Source organism: Ruegeria sp. SATB027, assembly GCF_059613825.1.
In genome coordinates, this window is sequence record NZ_JBXWTH010000017.1 from 234,162 (window position 1) to 249,417 (window position 15,256).

General features: G+C 56.1%; 16 protein-coding genes. 12 read left to right on the plus strand and 4 right to left on the minus strand.

Annotated elements, in window-relative coordinates:
- Positions 1 to 179: 179 nt before the first annotated feature.
- From AC2FPW_RS03120 to AC2FPW_RS03150, 7 genes are all read left to right on the plus strand, one after another.
- Entirely contained in the window at positions 180 to 1,208 is a 1,029-nt protein-coding gene (locus AC2FPW_RS03120) for an alcohol dehydrogenase catalytic domain-containing protein (protein ID WP_496812525.1), read from the plus strand.
- A 75-nt stretch (positions 1,209 to 1,283) separates the two neighbouring features.
- Complete coding sequence (locus AC2FPW_RS03125; RefSeq protein ID WP_496812526.1) at positions 1,284 to 2,159, plus strand: branched-chain amino acid ABC transporter permease; 876 nt, start codon at positions 1,284 to 1,286, stop codon at positions 2,157 to 2,159.
- A gap of 3 nt (positions 2,160 to 2,162) precedes the next feature.
- A complete protein-coding gene (locus AC2FPW_RS03130) occupies positions 2,163 to 3,260 on the plus strand; it encodes a branched-chain amino acid ABC transporter permease (RefSeq protein WP_267364860.1) in 1,098 nt (365 codons plus the stop codon).
- Positions 3,257 to 4,021 (plus strand): ABC transporter ATP-binding protein, encoded by a 765-nt coding sequence (locus tag AC2FPW_RS03135; protein WP_496812527.1) that lies wholly within the window; start codon positions 3,257 to 3,259, stop codon positions 4,019 to 4,021. Before AC2FPW_RS03130 ends, AC2FPW_RS03135 begins: the two co-directional genes overlap by 4 nt.
- Positions 4,018 to 4,791 (plus strand): ABC transporter ATP-binding protein, encoded by a 774-nt coding sequence (locus AC2FPW_RS03140; RefSeq protein WP_480505203.1) that lies wholly within the window; start codon positions 4,018 to 4,020, stop codon positions 4,789 to 4,791. Before AC2FPW_RS03135 ends, AC2FPW_RS03140 begins: the two co-directional genes overlap by 4 nt.
- A gap of 5 nt (positions 4,792 to 4,796) precedes the next feature.
- Positions 4,797 to 6,683, plus strand: a complete 1,887-nt coding sequence (locus AC2FPW_RS03145) for an AMP-dependent synthetase/ligase (RefSeq protein ID WP_496768680.1) — start codon at positions 4,797 to 4,799, stop codon at positions 6,681 to 6,683.
- Between the two features lie 25 nt (positions 6,684 to 6,708).
- The gene (locus AC2FPW_RS03150) at positions 6,709 to 7,869 is read left to right on the plus strand and encodes an ABC transporter substrate-binding protein (RefSeq protein ID WP_496812528.1); all 1,161 of its coding nucleotides are present in this window, start codon (positions 6,709 to 6,711) and stop codon (positions 7,867 to 7,869) included.
- A 68-nt stretch (positions 7,870 to 7,937) separates the two neighbouring features.
- Here the strand turns inward: AC2FPW_RS03150 and rpsI are convergent, their stop codons facing one another.
- The 3 genes from rpsI to AC2FPW_RS03165 all read right to left on the minus strand — a co-directional run bounded on the left by rpsI (position 7,938) and on the right by AC2FPW_RS03165 (position 10,453).
- A complete protein-coding gene (gene rpsI / locus AC2FPW_RS03155) occupies positions 7,938 to 8,423 on the minus strand; it encodes a 30S ribosomal protein S9 (protein WP_209503959.1) in 486 nt (161 codons plus the stop codon).
- 6 nt (positions 8,424 to 8,429) lie between these two features.
- Entirely contained in the window at positions 8,430 to 8,888 is a 459-nt protein-coding gene (gene rplM, locus AC2FPW_RS03160; RefSeq protein WP_209503960.1) for a 50S ribosomal protein L13, read from the minus strand.
- Between the two features lie 161 nt (positions 8,889 to 9,049).
- Positions 9,050 to 10,453, minus strand: coding sequence for an aminotransferase-like domain-containing protein (locus AC2FPW_RS03165; RefSeq protein ID WP_496812530.1), 1,404 nt, complete (start codon positions 10,451 to 10,453; stop codon positions 9,050 to 9,052).
- A gap of 99 nt (positions 10,454 to 10,552) precedes the next feature.
- On the opposite strand from AC2FPW_RS03165, the gene AC2FPW_RS03170 reads away from it, so the two are divergent.
- Positions 10,553 to 10,780: a DUF1127 domain-containing protein gene (locus tag AC2FPW_RS03170; RefSeq protein ID WP_496812531.1), complete on the plus strand. Its 228-nt coding sequence runs from the start codon at positions 10,553 to 10,555 to the stop codon at positions 10,778 to 10,780.
- 61 nt (positions 10,781 to 10,841) lie between these two features.
- Here AC2FPW_RS03170 and AC2FPW_RS03175 read toward each other — a convergent pair whose 3' ends face one another.
- Complete coding sequence (locus AC2FPW_RS03175; protein WP_480558422.1) at positions 10,842 to 11,285, minus strand: PaaI family thioesterase; 444 nt, start codon at positions 11,283 to 11,285, stop codon at positions 10,842 to 10,844.
- 58 nt (positions 11,286 to 11,343) lie between these two features.
- On the opposite strand from AC2FPW_RS03175, the gene AC2FPW_RS03180 reads away from it, so the two are divergent.
- The 4 genes from AC2FPW_RS03180 (at position 11,344) to gluQRS (ending at position 15,255) form a co-directional block, all read left to right on the plus strand.
- Entirely contained in the window at positions 11,344 to 12,129 is a 786-nt protein-coding gene (locus tag AC2FPW_RS03180; RefSeq protein ID WP_496812532.1) for an enoyl-CoA hydratase, read from the plus strand.
- Positions 12,130 to 12,384: 255 nt separating this feature from the next.
- Entirely contained in the window at positions 12,385 to 13,725 is a 1,341-nt protein-coding gene (gene trmFO / locus AC2FPW_RS03185) for a methylenetetrahydrofolate--tRNA-(uracil(54)-C(5))-methyltransferase (FADH(2)-oxidizing) TrmFO (RefSeq protein ID WP_496812533.1), read from the plus strand.
- Positions 13,726 to 13,762: 37 nt separating this feature from the next.
- The gene (locus AC2FPW_RS03190; protein ID WP_480505215.1) at positions 13,763 to 14,377 is read left to right on the plus strand and encodes a class I SAM-dependent DNA methyltransferase; all 615 of its coding nucleotides are present in this window, start codon (positions 13,763 to 13,765) and stop codon (positions 14,375 to 14,377) included.
- Positions 14,374 to 15,255, plus strand: coding sequence for a tRNA glutamyl-Q(34) synthetase GluQRS (gluQRS, locus tag AC2FPW_RS03195; RefSeq protein WP_496812534.1), 882 nt, complete (start codon positions 14,374 to 14,376; stop codon positions 15,253 to 15,255). Before AC2FPW_RS03190 ends, gluQRS begins: the two co-directional genes overlap by 4 nt.
- Position 15,256 lies beyond the last annotated feature (1 nt).

A 15,256-nucleotide genomic window follows, 5' to 3' on the forward strand; every position in this document is an offset into this window, starting at 1 on the left:
CCCTTCCTCTCACGCCAATCTTCCAGTCGTGCCCTTACGTTATCGTTTCTCTGAATTGACCCAGTGTGCGGCTTTTGATTGGCTGCCCCGACAACACATCCTCACCCCGAGGTCGCCCGTTGGCAATCTTCTGTTCAAGGGGGTGTGCGCATTGAACAAGCCATCTTGAGGACGATCCCATGACTGACCTGCCCCAAACAATGAAAGCTGCCATCCTGAAACACGGCGGGTACTCGGCCACTTCGACCGGACCAGTTATCGAGAATGCGGCTGATTGGCTTGAAGCCGCGGAACTGCCCGTTCCCAATCCCGGCCCCGGTCAGGTTTTGATCCGCCTGCGCGCGTCGTCGGTCAATCCGTCCGACCTCCACTTCATCAAGGGTGAATACGGCCAGCCGCGCGTCAAAGGTGCCGCGGCCGGATTCGAAGGCTGTGGCGACGTCGTTGCAGCCGGAAAAGGTGCCGAAGCGCTGAAGGGACAGCGCGTCGCTTTCGTGGCCGCAGGTTCCGGCGCCTGGGCGGAATACATCGTGACGCAGATGCAAATGTGTATTCCCTTGCGTCCGGATATTTTAGATGATGACGGTGCCGCGCAAATCGTCAACCCTCTCACCGCGATGGCGATGGTGGACATGGCAAGGGAAGACGGCGATGCATTTGTGATATCCGCTGCGTCCAGCCAATTGGGAAAACTGATGTGCAGCCTTGGGCGTGATCTGGGGTTGAAACCCATTGCGCTGGTGCGCCGGGCCGAGACAGTCGATACGCTGAAAAGTCTTGGAGCAGCCGAAGTGCTTGTGACGTCCGATCCTGAAATCGTCGAGAAGTTTGCCGCGATAAGCGCCACGCTGAAGCCTCGGGTCTTCCTTGATGCTGTGACGGATCAACTGTCCGAGAAACTGTTCTGCGCCATGCCCAACCGGGCGCGCTGGGTTACCTACGGCAAACTTTCGACCGAAGCGCCAACGCTTTCTCAGACCGGCCAGCTGATCTTCATGGGCAAACGGATCGAAGGTTTCTGGCTGACGCAATGGATGATGTCGACACCGCACGCTGACCAGATGCGGGTTGTGGCCGAAGTTCAGGCCCGCTTTGCCGATGGTCGCTGGAAAACGGATGTTTCCGAACATCTTACACTCGAAAATCTTGTGTCGAATCTTGCCGATGCGCTGAAAAAGAGTGACGGAAAGGTGATTATCACCCCATAGTAGAACTCACCTGCGTTACCGGAGGATACACGCGGGCGGACGAAGACGCTGGAAAACCGGTGGAGGGAGGACAGTGTGGATAACGCGCAGCTGCTGATTAGCGGGCTGGCGAACGGGTGTGTCTACGGCCTGATCGCGCTTGGCTTTGTACTGATCTACAAGGCTACCGAAGCGGTGAACTTTGCGCAGGGCGATTTCATGATGCTGGGCGCATTTGTGACCATCGGCCTGACAAATACCGAATACATGGGGTTGCCGTTCTGGCTCGCTCTGCCGGTATCATTGGGAATCATGGGCGCGCTTGGTTTTCTTCTGGATCGCCTGATCATTCGCCGCCTGTTTGGTGAAAGCCAGACCGCCGTTGTCATACTGACCATTGCTTTGGGCTTTGTGATCCGTTTCGTTGCCGGTCTGATCTGGGGGCACGAGCCGCAAACGCTGCAAAACCCGCTTGCGGGCAAAGAAGTGCGAATGGGCGGTCTTGTACTGGGGATGGAGGATGTCGCGATAATCGTTGTTACGGTGCTGCTGACATGGGCACTCTATGTTTTCTTCAGCCGCACCAAGCTGGGTCTGGCGATGCAGGGTGCCTCGCAAAACCAGCTGGCAGCTTATTACATGGGCATTCCCGTCAGGAGTGTTCAGGGAAGGGTCTGGGCTTTGGCCGGAGGCGTTGCAGGAATTGCCGGAATTCTCTTTGCTGCAAAAGGCGCTGTGGATCCGACAACCGGATTGCTGGGCATCAAGGCGTTTGCCGCCGCCGTTATCGGCGGGTTCGGCAGTTTGCCGGGTGCATTGGCCGGAGGGCTGATTGTCGGTGTTATCGAGCCCTTCGCCAGCCGGTACATTGCGGCAGGTTACAGCCAGGTCGCGCCATACGCTTTGCTGCTTGCCGTCCTGATCTTCCGACCAAACGGGCTGTTCAGTCAGGTCCGGGTCAAGAAGGTCTGAGCCATGCGGATCGTTTTCAAAACCGACTACATGCAGGATATTCGCCCCTGGAAAGACGGGTTCCAGCTGCGCCTTTATCTGCTTCTACTGTTTGTCGTCGCGGCCGCGCCTTTCGCACTGGACGATTTCTATCTGGGTGAACTGACAAACGTTCTGATCTGGGCCATCGCCGGTCTGGGTCTGATGATCCTGACCGGACATACAGGGCAAGTCAGCCTGGGCCATGCGGCCTTTCTGGCCTTTGGCTGTTACGCCAACGTGGCCCTGATCGAAGCAGGCGTTCCTTTTCTAGTCGCGTTTCCGCTGGCCGGAATTCTGACCGGAATCGCGGGTGTGACCGTCGCAGTCCCTGCCCTGCGGCTTCACGGTATCTACCTGGCGATCTTTACCATGGCGCTGTCCATCCTGATGGATGACATCATCGTTCTGTCCGAGCCGATCACTGGTGGTGTCGCGGGTAAATATATCGGCGGGGTCGAGATCTTTGGCCTTACGGTTGATCGCTGGGGGACGCCTGATCTTTTTTACTGGCTGGTTCTGTTCGTCACCGTTCTGGTCACGTTGGGATATATAAACCTGCTGCGGGCCCCTCTAGGACGTAGCTTCATCGCCGTTCGCGACTCCGAGGTTTCGGCGCAGGCGATGGGTATCGATATCGCGCGAACAAAGATGATTTCATTCGCCCTGTCCTGTGCGGTTACAGGTTGGGCCGGCGCGTTGATGGGTCTGTTTGCTGGTGCGTTTAACAATGAAACCTTCAGCGTCCTGATTTCGATCCAATTGCTGATGATGATTGTTATTGGCGGGCTGGGCTCGATCCATGGCGCGTTCCTGGGCGCAATCGTCATCGGGTTCTTGCCGCAGTTTCTATCGATTTCAAAGGAATATGTCGGCGCGATCATCGGCGGAAACACCGTTGCCATTCCGGGGCTGGAGTTCGGCATCTTTGGCATGATCCTGATCGGCTTCATCCTTTTCGAACCCATGGGCATCTATGGCCGCTGGTTAAAAATCCGCACCTGGTTCGAACTGTTTCCTTTCTATCGCAAGGACATGTTCAAACGGCAGAAATCCTATCTCAAGACGGAGCGTCTGAGATGAGCTTGCTGGAATTTGAAAACGTTACCCTGAAATTTGGTGGTCTGACGGCCGTGGACAATTTGTCCTTCGAGGTTCAGAAGGGCGAAGTTTTTGCCATAGTCGGGCCGAATGGCGCGGGCAAATCGACGGTCTTCAACCTGATCTCGCGCTTTTACGAACCGTTTTCAGGGTCGATTAGGTTTGATGGTCACGATCTACTTCAGGTCAAACCGTCTGGCGTGGCGGCCTTTGGTGTGGCGAGAACCTTCCAGAACATCGAGCTCTTCGAACACGCAACTGTCCTGCAAAACCTTTTGGTCGGACGACACAGGCATCGGACTACGAACCTGATTTCAGAACTTTTGTTCACCCCTGCAGTCCGACGGCAAGAGCTGGAGAACCGGGAAAAAGTCGAGCAAATCATCGATTTCCTCGACCTGCAGGCTTATCGCGACAAGATGATTTCAGGGCTGCCTTACGGCGTGCGCAAAGTGGTCGAAGTGGCACGTGCCCTGGCGACCGATCCCAAGCTACTGTTGCTGGATGAACCGGCGTCGGGGCTGTCGGTGGAAGAGACGACCGATATGCGTTGGTGGATCGACGATATCCGGCGGCAAATGGGAATTACCGTGCTGATGGTCGAACACGACATGGGATTGGTATCAGGCGTGTCCGACCGGGTCCTGGCCATGGCAGATGGGGCAAAGCTGGCCCTCGGGCCACCGGCAGACGTGCAATCGCACCCGGCAGTGATCGAGGCATATCTGGGGAAAGCCTCATGAACGCTCCGATCTTGCAAGTTCGCAATATCGAAAGTTTCTACGGTCCGATCATGGCCATTCGGGGCGTTTCTCTGGATGTGCACGAAGGAAAAATCGTGTCGATCCTTGGCGCAAACGGCGCAGGCAAAACCACATTGATGAAAACCATCTCTGGAGTGATGGACCCGGAAAAGGGAACGATTACCTTTGACGGCGGTGACATCCAGGGCTGGGAGCCGCACAAGGTTGTCCAGCGCGGGGTGGTCCACATCCCGGAAGGGCGCGAAGTGTTTCCTCTGTTAACGGTTGATGAAAACCTAAGCCTCGGCGCCTACACCCGCAAAGACAAAGACCAGATCGAACAGGATCGTGAGCTGGTTTTTCGTTATTTTCCGGTTCTGAAAAGCCGTCGGTCGCAAGAGGCCGGAACCCTTTCGGGTGGGCAGCAACAGATGCTGGCCATAGGGCGCGGATTGATGGCCAGACCTCGTATCATGTTGCTGGATGAGCCGTCTTTGGGCCTGTCCCCTCTGCTGGTGCAAGAGATCTTTGGCATTCTCAAACGTCTGAACGAAGAACAGAATATGACGATGTTGCTGGTTGAACAGAATGCCAATGCGGCGCTGGAACTGGCGCATCACGGCTATGTCATGGAGGTGGGTCGCATCGTCATGGACGGGGCCGCGGATGCGCTTTTGCGATCCGAGGATATTCAAAGCTTCTATCTTGGAAAACAAGAAGAAGGCGCGCGCGAAAGCCGCCGCTGGAAGCGGAAAAAGACGTGGAGGTAAAACGGATGGACGCCACGCCCCTACCCCCACAGGTCGTGATAAACGGCGTTCAGTTCAACGCAACGGCAGGTCAGCGCCCGGTGCGTGTTGATGGCTGCATCACAATTGCTGAGTTGTTCCAAAGCCGATGTGCCGAACTGGGCAGCCGAACGGCGCATCGCGAAAAAGACCTGGGTATCTGGAAGTCCTATTCCTGGGCCGATTACTGGCAGCATGCCAAATGGATCGGGCTGGCCTTGCGCAAGCTGGGGCTGGAGCGTGGCGATGTGGTCTCAATCCTGTCCGAAGATCGCAAGGAATGGGCCTGGCTCGACATGGGTATTCAGGGCGTTGGCGGTATCGCTTCCGGCGTCTACACCACGGATTCCGCCAGTCAGTTGCAGTATCTGATCAACGACAGCGGCAGCCGGTTTCTGATTGTCGAGGATGAAGAACATCTGGACAAGTTTCTGGGAATTGAGACCGAGGTTCCCGATCTGATCAAGGTAATCATCCTTGAGGACGAAGGATTGCATGACCTGAACCATCCGCGCTGCATGATGATCGACGAGCTGTTCGCCTTGGGCCAAAAGGCAGAACTGGCCGAGCCCGGGCGCTTCGAAGCGGAAATTGCATTGGCCAAACCGCAGGACACTGCCTTGCTGGTCTATACGTCGGGCACAACCGGTCAGCCGAAAGGCGCAATGCTTAGCCATGAAAATATCCTGGCCGCCGTCGAATCCGCGGCACGGGCGCTGCCAGCGCTGCCTGGCGATGAACAGCTGTGTTTCCTGCCTCTGTGTCACATTCTGGAACGTAATGTCTCGGTCTATTTTCCTTTGGCGGCCCGCTGCACTGTCAATTTTGCCGAAAGCCCTGAAACCGTATTTGCAAACCTTCAGGAGGTCTCGCCGACAACCTTCACAGCGGTGCCAAGGGTTTGGGAAAAGATCTACTCACACGTCCAGATCCTGACGCAGGAAGCCACACCTTTGGGGCGGCTGGCATTCGGCCTGGCATTGAAAATTGGTGCGCGCCGTGCCGGATATCTGAGTGCCGGCCAACCTGTTCCAACCGGCGTCGCCACCAGATTCTGGTTCTGGGATCAGCTGGTTTTGAAAAACCTTCGCCGAATGCTGGGCTTGGACAAACTGCGACGAGGAGGAACGGGTGCTGCCCCAATCTCGACCGATCTGCTTAAATGGTACTGGTCCATCGGCGTGCCGTTAGTGGAAGGGTTCGGGATGACCGAAACTTCGGGCCTTGCCACGCTCAACACCACAGACAGCAATAAGATCGGAACCATAGGCAAAGCCGTCGAAGGGTGCGACATCCGCATCTCGGACGATGGTGAAATCCAACTGAAGGGCCTGAACATTTTTCAAGGATACTGGCGCAACAACGCGAAGACGGCAGAAACCTTCACCGCCGATGGCTGGCTGCGTACGGGGGATATGGGGTCAATAGATACGGATGGCTATGTCACCATCACGGGCCGCCTGAAGGATATCATTATCACCGCGGGGGGTAAGAACATCACCCCAGCCGAGATCGAAAGCCGCCTTAAGTTCAGTCATTATGTCGCGGACGCAATCATTATCGGGGACAGGCGCAAATTTCTGACGGCACTGATCATGATTGATCAGGAAAATGTCGAAAAATACGCGCAAGGCCATAAAATCCCATTCTCGAATTTTGCCTCGCTATGCGCAGCACCGGAAATCAGGCAGTTGATCAGTTCAGAAATTGCCGCTGTGAATGCAGAATTTGCGCGGGTCGAGCAGGTCAAGGATTTCCGTCTGATTGACGTCCTGCTGACCGCTGAAGACGACGAGCTTACAGCCACGATGAAGCTGAAGCGCGGATTGGTGGAAAAGAAACACGGGCATCTGATCGAAGACATGTACACTTGACCAAAAGATTAACGGGAGGAAAGAGATGAAGAAATTACGTAACAGGCTGGCGGTCGCATCATTGCTGACGGCATCGGCAACACTTGGTTGGGCGCAAACACAGGGCGTGACCGATGATGAGATTGTCATTGGTTCTGTCAACGACCTGAGCGGGATTTTCGCCGCAGTGGGTGTTCCGGCGACCAAAGGTGCAAATGTCGTCTTTGATCGGGTGAATGCGGCTGGTGGCGTGCACGGGCGCAAAATTCGTTACGTGGTCGAAGACAATGGCTATCAGATGCCGCGAGCCATGCAGGGCTATAACAAATTGCTCAATCGCGACAAGGTATTTGCCATGTTGCAGTCGCTTGGAACGCCGATGAACATGGCAGGATTCAAGCTGTTGGATCCCAAGGGCATTCCCAACGTGGCGCCACTTACTGCTGCGCGTCAGATGTTGCAGGAACCCATGCGGAACAAGTTCACCTCTTTCTCGACCTATTTCGATCAGGCGCGTGTCGGTGTGAACTATCTGGCAGGCGAGTTTGGATCAAAGACGGTCTGCACCATGTACCTGCCGACAGATTTTGGTGAGGAAATTCTAGAAGGCAGCAAGGCCGGAGCCGAAGAGGCCGGGATCACTTTTGGATCAGAAACCACCCATAAACCTGATGAGACGGACTTTGTCGGATCGCTGAGCAAGCTCAAGGAAGAGGGTTGCGAAATCGTCACCATGGCGCTTGGGGTGCGGCAGGCGATCACCGTCGTGGGCACCGCTAAGAAAATGGGCCTGACTGATATGAAATTTCTCGGCACCTCGGCCAGTTTCCTGACGGTCGTGGCGCAGGTGCCCGGTGGCGTGACTGATGGATTCTACGCGGCAGCTTCGTGGCAGGATCTTTGGGCGCGTGCGGATCAACCTGCCCCGGCCGCATTTATCGAGGAATACAAGGCAGCCACGGGCGAAGATCCGGTCGGATTTGCCATGCTGGGTTATTCGGCGGCTGAGATGATGGTCAAGGCGTTAGAAGCCGCAGGCCCCGATCTGACGCAGGACAGTTTCATCGCAGCGATGGAAACTCTGGATTATCAGGACGATCTGGTCGGCAACCACATCACCTATGGTCCTGAAGACCATCAGGGCGCGGATACTGTGTTCGTCAACGTTGTTGAAAACGGTGCGTGGAAACTCGTTCACGAAGAATGAATCCCTGACCCGCGCAAAGCAAAAGGGCTCGCAAGTGCGAGCCCTTTCTTTTGGGTATTCCCGGCGAATTAACGCTTCGAGAACTGGAACGAACGGCGGGCTTTGCGCTTACCGAATTTCTTACGTTCCACAACGCGGCTGTCGCGGGTCAGGAAGCCAGCGGCTTTCAGGGCACCACGCAGGTTCGGATCATAGAGTTGCAGCGCTTTCGAGATGCCGTGCTTGACCGCACCGGCCTGACCGGTCAGGCCACCGCCTTTGACGGTTGCAACAACGTCGAATTCACCTTCTACGCCGGCAACCTGGAACGGCTGGCGCAGGATCAGCTGCAGAACGGGGCGTGCAAAATAGACGTCCTGATCTTTGCCGTTCACGGTGACCTTGCCGGAACCCGGCTTGATCCAGACGCGGGCAACAGCGTCTTTACGCTTGCCAGTGGCATAGGAACGGCCCAGCTCGTCACGTACGGGTTCACGCACGATGACTTCTTCGGCCACGGTTTCAACGCCTGCGACGGCGCTCAGCTCTTCGAGAGTATTGATCTGATCAACCATCGGTCATTAGCTCCGGGTGTTTTTCTTGTTCATGGACTTGACGTCCAGAACTTCGGGGGCCTGGGCCTCGTGCGGGTGCTCGGCACCGGCATAGATACGCAGGTTGGTCATCTGCTGGCGCGACAGGCGGTTGCCTGGCAGCATGCGCTTGACGGCCTGGAAGACCACGCGCTCGGGGTGCGCACCTTCCAAAATCTGCTGTTTGGTGCGCGACTTGATACCGCCCGGGTGGCCAGTGTGCCAGTAGAAGTTTTCTTCGCGCTTCTTGCCGGTCATCTGGATTTTGTCAGCGTTGATCACGATGACGTTGTCGCCCATGTCCATGTTCGGGGTGAACGACGCTTTGTGCTTGCCACGCAGGCGCATGGCGACGATCGAAGCAAGACGGCCCAGAACAACGCCTTCGGCGTCGATCAGGATCCACTTCTTGTCGATGTCTGCAGGTGTTGCAGAAAAGGTTTTCATGGCAGGATAGTCCTGTTTGATGTGAAAGACCGCCCCAGCGGAGCGGCCCGAATTCGATGGACGGGTTTTATGAGGTGCCTGCACGGAGGTCAAGCAACACTTGTCTTATTTATATACGTAAAAACAAATACTTAAAAAATAGGTATTATTTTACCCCATCTTCAAACGCTGATTTGTTCAGGTGGATTGTCCAATAGAACGCGCAGGCGTTGCATCGCGTCCTCGAACCGTTCAAGCGACACATGGCCATTCATGGCAATACGTACCGCGTTCGGCGCGCGCCCATCGCGCAGCGCGAATTCGTCGGCGGATCGGAGCTGTATCCCTTCCCGCTCGGCCGCGCGACTGAATGCAGCCGACCGCCAGCCAGACGGAAGGCTCAGCCAGACAAAGGGAACATCCGGGCCCCAGTTCAGATCAAACCCACCCAGGGTATTGACGGCAACGCGTAGATAATCCCCCATCCGCGTGCGCACATCCTTGGCGATCTGGCGCGTGCGCGGATCGGACAGCAAATGACGGGTTAATTCCGCCAAGGGTTGGGCTAATCCGAAATATCCGTATTCAGCGGACCGGCGCAAATCCACACTTCTTTCTCTGGGGGCGATAGCAAAACCCACACGCAATGCCGGTGTCAGAATCTTCGAGATTGATGACACATGCCATCCCCGTTCAGGCGCCAGCGCCCGAAAGCTGGGCTCTCGGGCATCGCCCATGCGATAGCAGTCATCTTCAATGATCTGCAAATCAAAGCGACGGGCAATCTCAACGATCTCTTTCCTCCGCTCCAACGGTGTGTGCGCGCCCGTTGGGTTCTGAACTTCTGGCGACACACAGACGGCCTGCGCTGTGGTCTGGCGCAGAACATGCTCCAACGCTGCGGGATCGACACCCCATTTGTCCATCTTCACACCGACCACTTCCGCGCGCATCAGTTCGCCTGCGCGACGGAACCCGGCATAAGACAGGTCCTCGACCAGCACGACAGGTTTGGGCCCGCGCAGGATCGTCTGAAACACAACGCAAAGCCCGTTCTGGCCACCATGTGTCAACACAATATCATCATGGGTCAGTGCACCCAGCGGAAGGTCTGACAACCAGTTCACAACCGCCTGACGCACGGGCTGGTACGCATCGCGCGTCGGGTAATTCAGAAACAAACCCGGATCGGCTTGCGACACTTTTTTCAGACATTCACGGATCAGGGACACCTGCCCCATATCCGCCAACCTAGGGCTGAACAGGCTTACATTGGCATTGTACTTGTCGTCGCGAAGATGCAGTTGCCGCGCCCAAACGTCGTCAAGAATGGGCGATTTCGGCTGCGCAACAAATGTACCACGTCCGACTTCGGCTTGTAACAACCCCTCATCAGTCAGGATTGTATAGGCGCGCGCGACTGTACCAGGTGTTATTTGCAGGCGATACGCCAGTTCGCGCACCGGAGGGAGTTTGACACCGACTTCCAAAGATTTGTTATCTATGGCTTTTCGAATTGTGTCAGCAACCAAAGTGTATTTCGGTCCTTTAGATTTCGGCAGCGCCTCTGGCCAAATTGTATCCATTACAATTCTTCCTTTGCTTTTGACACAATTTCGAATGTATCAGTCATGTGTACCAAGTACAGCTAATTTGTGTCAATACAATTTGAAAGGAATTCCGAGATGACACGCACAATGCACACCCCCGCCCTTCTGCTGCTGACCGACAGCCCCCGGCTGCCTCTGGCCGCTACACTGGCCGTGCGGTTTGCGGCAGCGGTCACTCAATGGGAGCGTCGTCGCCGCAGCCGCGTCAATCTTAGTTATCTGGATGACCGCTTGCTGAAAGACGTCGGTCTGACCCGTCATGATGCGCGCCGCGAAGTAAAGCGCCATTTTTGGCAGATTTAACCGATCCCCAGTCCCATTATTGGGACCTCTTCCTGGGCCGGGGCTTGTCCCCGGTCTTTTTTTATCCGAATTTCGCGGCCGCAGATCCTGCCGGTGGCAAGGAATAGGTCATCGTCGCTCTGGCAACTGGGTCTTCTGCGCCATCGGAATACATAAGCACGTCACCGACAGCCAAAGTCCGGCCCAGTTTCAGCAGGCGACATTTGGCGATCATGTCCGTGTTGCCTTCTGGTTTGCGCAAAAAATCCAGGGAACTGTTCGTTGTAACCGCCAGGGATTGACGCCCTTTTCGCGCCAGAACCATTGCGTACACACAAACATCGGCCAACCCAAACATGGATGGCCCCGAAACCGTGCCCCCCGGCCGCAAATGCTGATCCTGCACAACAAGGCGCATGGTGATTGTATCTTCGGTCAGGTCCTCGACGACAAAGTCTTTGTGCACCTGCGGGAAAACCTGCTTAAGGTATTGTGACAGTTCGTCCCGGTTCATTGCCAACGCCATGCTTTCCCTCCTGCTCATACCGACCTAGAGTTGGCCCAACATGGGATCGGAGGGCAAGATGGCAATTCTGGAACGTAACGACACCGGCGCTGTTGCGCGGCTTACAATGAACGCCCCAGAGCGGCTGAACGCGCTGAGTGATGAGATGCTGTCGGCGCTTCAGGCTGAACTGGACACGTTGCGTGAAGACACGTCGATCCGGGCAGTGATCCTGGCGGGTCAGGGCAAGGCATTTTGCGCTGGCCACGATCTGAAACAGATGACGGCCGGACGCCAGTCCGAAGATGGCGGCAAAGCTTATTTCAATGACCTGTTTTCGCGCTGCGCGAAGGTGATGATGTCAATCCAGTCCCTGCCCCAGCCCGTCATCGCACAGGTCCACGGCATTGCAACCGCCGCTGGGTGTCAGCTGGTGGCAACCTGTGACATGGCCGTCGCCGCCGAAGACACGCGGTTTGGGGTGAACGGGGTTAATATTGGCTTATTCTGCTCCACCCCAATGGTGGCCCTCAGCCGCAATATCCCCAGAAAGCAGGCATTTGAGATGCTGACAACAGGAGACTTCATATCAGCTGAACGTGCTGCCGATTTGGGTTTGGTCAACCGCGTTGTCCCCATGACGCATCTTGAACAAGAAGCCAATGCGCTTGCAGAACAGGTTGCCTCCAAGCTAGGAGCCGCTGTCAAAATCGGTAAAGAGGCGTTTTATCAACAGCTTCTGATGCCGCTGGATCAGGCCTATGCCTATACCGGCGACGTAATGGCGCAAAACATGCTGTACCGGGATACAGAAGAAGGCATTTCAGCCTTTATCGAAAAACGTCCCCCAAATTGGTCCCAATAATGCAATTGTTTTGCACATTTTTCGCCACTGTTTTGAATTTTGCACTTTTCAAAAGGGCGACACTGTGGCAAAGCTGGGTCGAGGCCAAGGTCTCAGGACACTTTTGGGTCGCCGTGGGCGGAAGGTCCCTCCAGCTGGTCTCTCTCACCAGCGCTGACAATCCCGCAGCGGCGACCCCAAGACCCCTTCCATAAAATTCGCGAAACCGCTTTGCCTCAGTTGCGCCCGATTGTGGTCTGCCCTATGTGGCATCGCATGACACAAGTTTTGCATATTGTAGGCGGCGGCATGGCCGGGTCAGAAGCGGCCTGGCAAGCTGCTGAAATGGGCGTGGATGTTGTGATCCACGAAATGCGTCCGACCATCGGCACCTTTGCACATCAGACCGGCAATCTGGCGGAAATGGTGTGTTCGAACTCGTTCCGCTCGGATGATGATGAGCAGAATGCCGTGGGCCTGCTGCATTGGGAGATGCGCGCCGCCAATGGGTTGATCATGACAACGGCCGATGAACACCGCCTGCCAGCCGGTGGCGCGCTGGCTGTGGATCGTGACCCGTTTGCAGAAAGTGTGACCGCAAAACTTCGCGCCCACCCGCGTGTGAGGGTAACCGACGAAGAAGTGACGACCCTGCCCGACGAAGGCCAGTGGATCTTTGCGACCGGTCCTCTGACGTCACCCACGCTGGGTCAGTCCATCCAGGCCGAGACAGGGTCTGACGCACTTGCCTTTTTCGACGCCATCGCACCGATTGTCTATGCCGAGAGCATCGACATGAGCAAAGCGTGGATGCAATCACGCTACGACAAGGGCGAGACCGAAGAAGAACGCACAGCCTATCTGAACTGCCCGATGGACCGGGATCAGTACGAAGCCTTCATAGACGCGCTTCTGGCAGCAGATAAAACCGAATTTCACGAAGGAGAGACAGCAGGTTACTTCGACGGCTGTCTACCCATTGAGGTTATGGCCGAACGCGGTCGCGAAACGCTGCGCCATGGTCCGATGAAACCGGTCGGGCTGACCAACCCGCATGAGCCCGACGTGAAACCTCATGCGGTGGTGCAGCTGCGCCGTGATAACGCTTTGGGCACCTTGTTCAACATCGTGGGTTTCCAGACCAAGATGAAATATGGTGCCCAGACCGAAGTGTTCCGTATGATCCCGGGCTTGGAAAATGCCAGCTTTGCCCGGTTGGGTGGCATCCACCGCAACACGTTCATCAACTCTCCCACGCTTTTGGATTCGCAAATGCGGTTGAAATCCAAACCCAACATCCGCTTTGCCGGACAGATCACGGGTGTCGAAGGCTATGTAGAAAGCGCCGCGATGGGGTTGCTGGCCGGTCGGCTTGCCGCCGCTCAGATTTTGGGGCGTGATCTGCCAACCGTTCCGCAAGACAGCGCAATGGGTGCTTTGATTCACCACATTACGGGCGGTGCCGAGGCCAAGACCTTTCAGCCGATGAACGTGAATTTCGGCCTGTTTCGCCCCGTGGATGGCCTGAAAGGCGGTCGTCGGGGTCGTAAAGACAGGTACAAGGCCTATACCGACCGGGCCAAAGCCGAATGGAGTACCTGGTTGGAGCATTGCTGACTGGACGCGTAATGCGGTCTCAGCCTAGCATGCTGGAATGAACGACACGTTTCTGAACAGCACATACAATCTCGGCACGCCTGAAGCGACTGAAGCGCACTATCAGAACTGGGCTGCAACCTATGAAAAGGAAGTTGGTGAACACGGTTACGCCACGCCGGGCCGTGTAGCAGCGGCTTTGTGGTCTTTCGCACCGAAGCCCCAGACACCTATTCTGGACTACGGCTGCGGCACCGGGTTGTCGGGGCTTGCCCTGCGCGCTGTCGGCTTTGAGGTCATCGATGGGATGGACCCAACAGAGAACATGCTTCAGGAAGCCGCCAGCAAGGGCGTTTACCGAACATTGACCGGATTCGATATCGCCAAGCCCGCGCCGTTGAAGCGTGGGGAATACACGATGATCACAGCCATAGGAGTGATCGGAAAAGGTGCTGCCCCGCCCGAGACACTGGATTTGTTGATGCACGCACTGCCCAAGGGTGGTTTGCTTGGCTTTTCGCTGAACGATCATGCGTTGGCGGACCATAAATTCACCTGCCGTCTGACGGATTGGGTCGACATGGGGGCAGCACGTTTGTTATTTCGTGAACACGGTCCCCACCTGCCTGGAATCAACCTTAACTCTGACGTGTATGTATTAGAAAAAGCGTGACTCTTGTAACGCGCTTTGCGCCATCCCCAACAGGCCCCCTTCACCTTGGGCACGCGTATTCTGCGTTGGTTGCCAGCGATAGGGCCGCATCTGAAAGCGGCCGGTTCTTGCTGCGAATTGAGGATATCGATCGATCCCGCTCACGACAGCTATGGGAGGATCAGATATACAGAGACCTCAGATGGCTGGGGCTGACATGGCCTGAACCCGTAATGCGCCAATCGGATCGTATGGACGTTTACCATAAGGCGTTGGACCAGCTATGGGCGCAGGGGCTTTTGTATCCATGCACGTGTAATCGCAAAGATATCGCAGCAGCAGCCAGTGCGCCGCAGGAAGGCGCACCCATGCTTGGACCCGACGGGCTTGTGTACTCCGGAACCTGTCGAAAAAGGTTTGCTGGCAAAGATTTACCGAACCTTCCTCGTCCAACTCAGAACCCCTTGCGATTGGACGTGGTCAAGGCGTGTCAGGCGGTCCGCAACCCGGACAGGTACCAATTTCTTGAGTTGGGATCGGGTCCGGGCGGCGAAACCGGCATTATCACTTTCACGCCTGATGAGTTGGTCACCACCATAGGTGATGTAGTTCTGTCCCGCCGCGACATGGGGACGTCGTATCACTTGTCCGTTGTGCTTGACGATGCTGTTCAGGGCGTAACACAGGTGGTTCGAGGGCGGGACTTGTTCGAAGCAACCCGCATCCACGTTCTTTTGCAGGCGTTGTTGAACCTACCGACACCCGCGTATTTCCATCATGATCTGATCCGCGATGATTCAGGCAAACGGCTGGCCAAACGCGACGATGCCCGCGCAATTGCAAAGTACCGGGCCGAAGGGGCCAGCCCAGATGACATACGCCGAATGGTTGGGCTTTGAC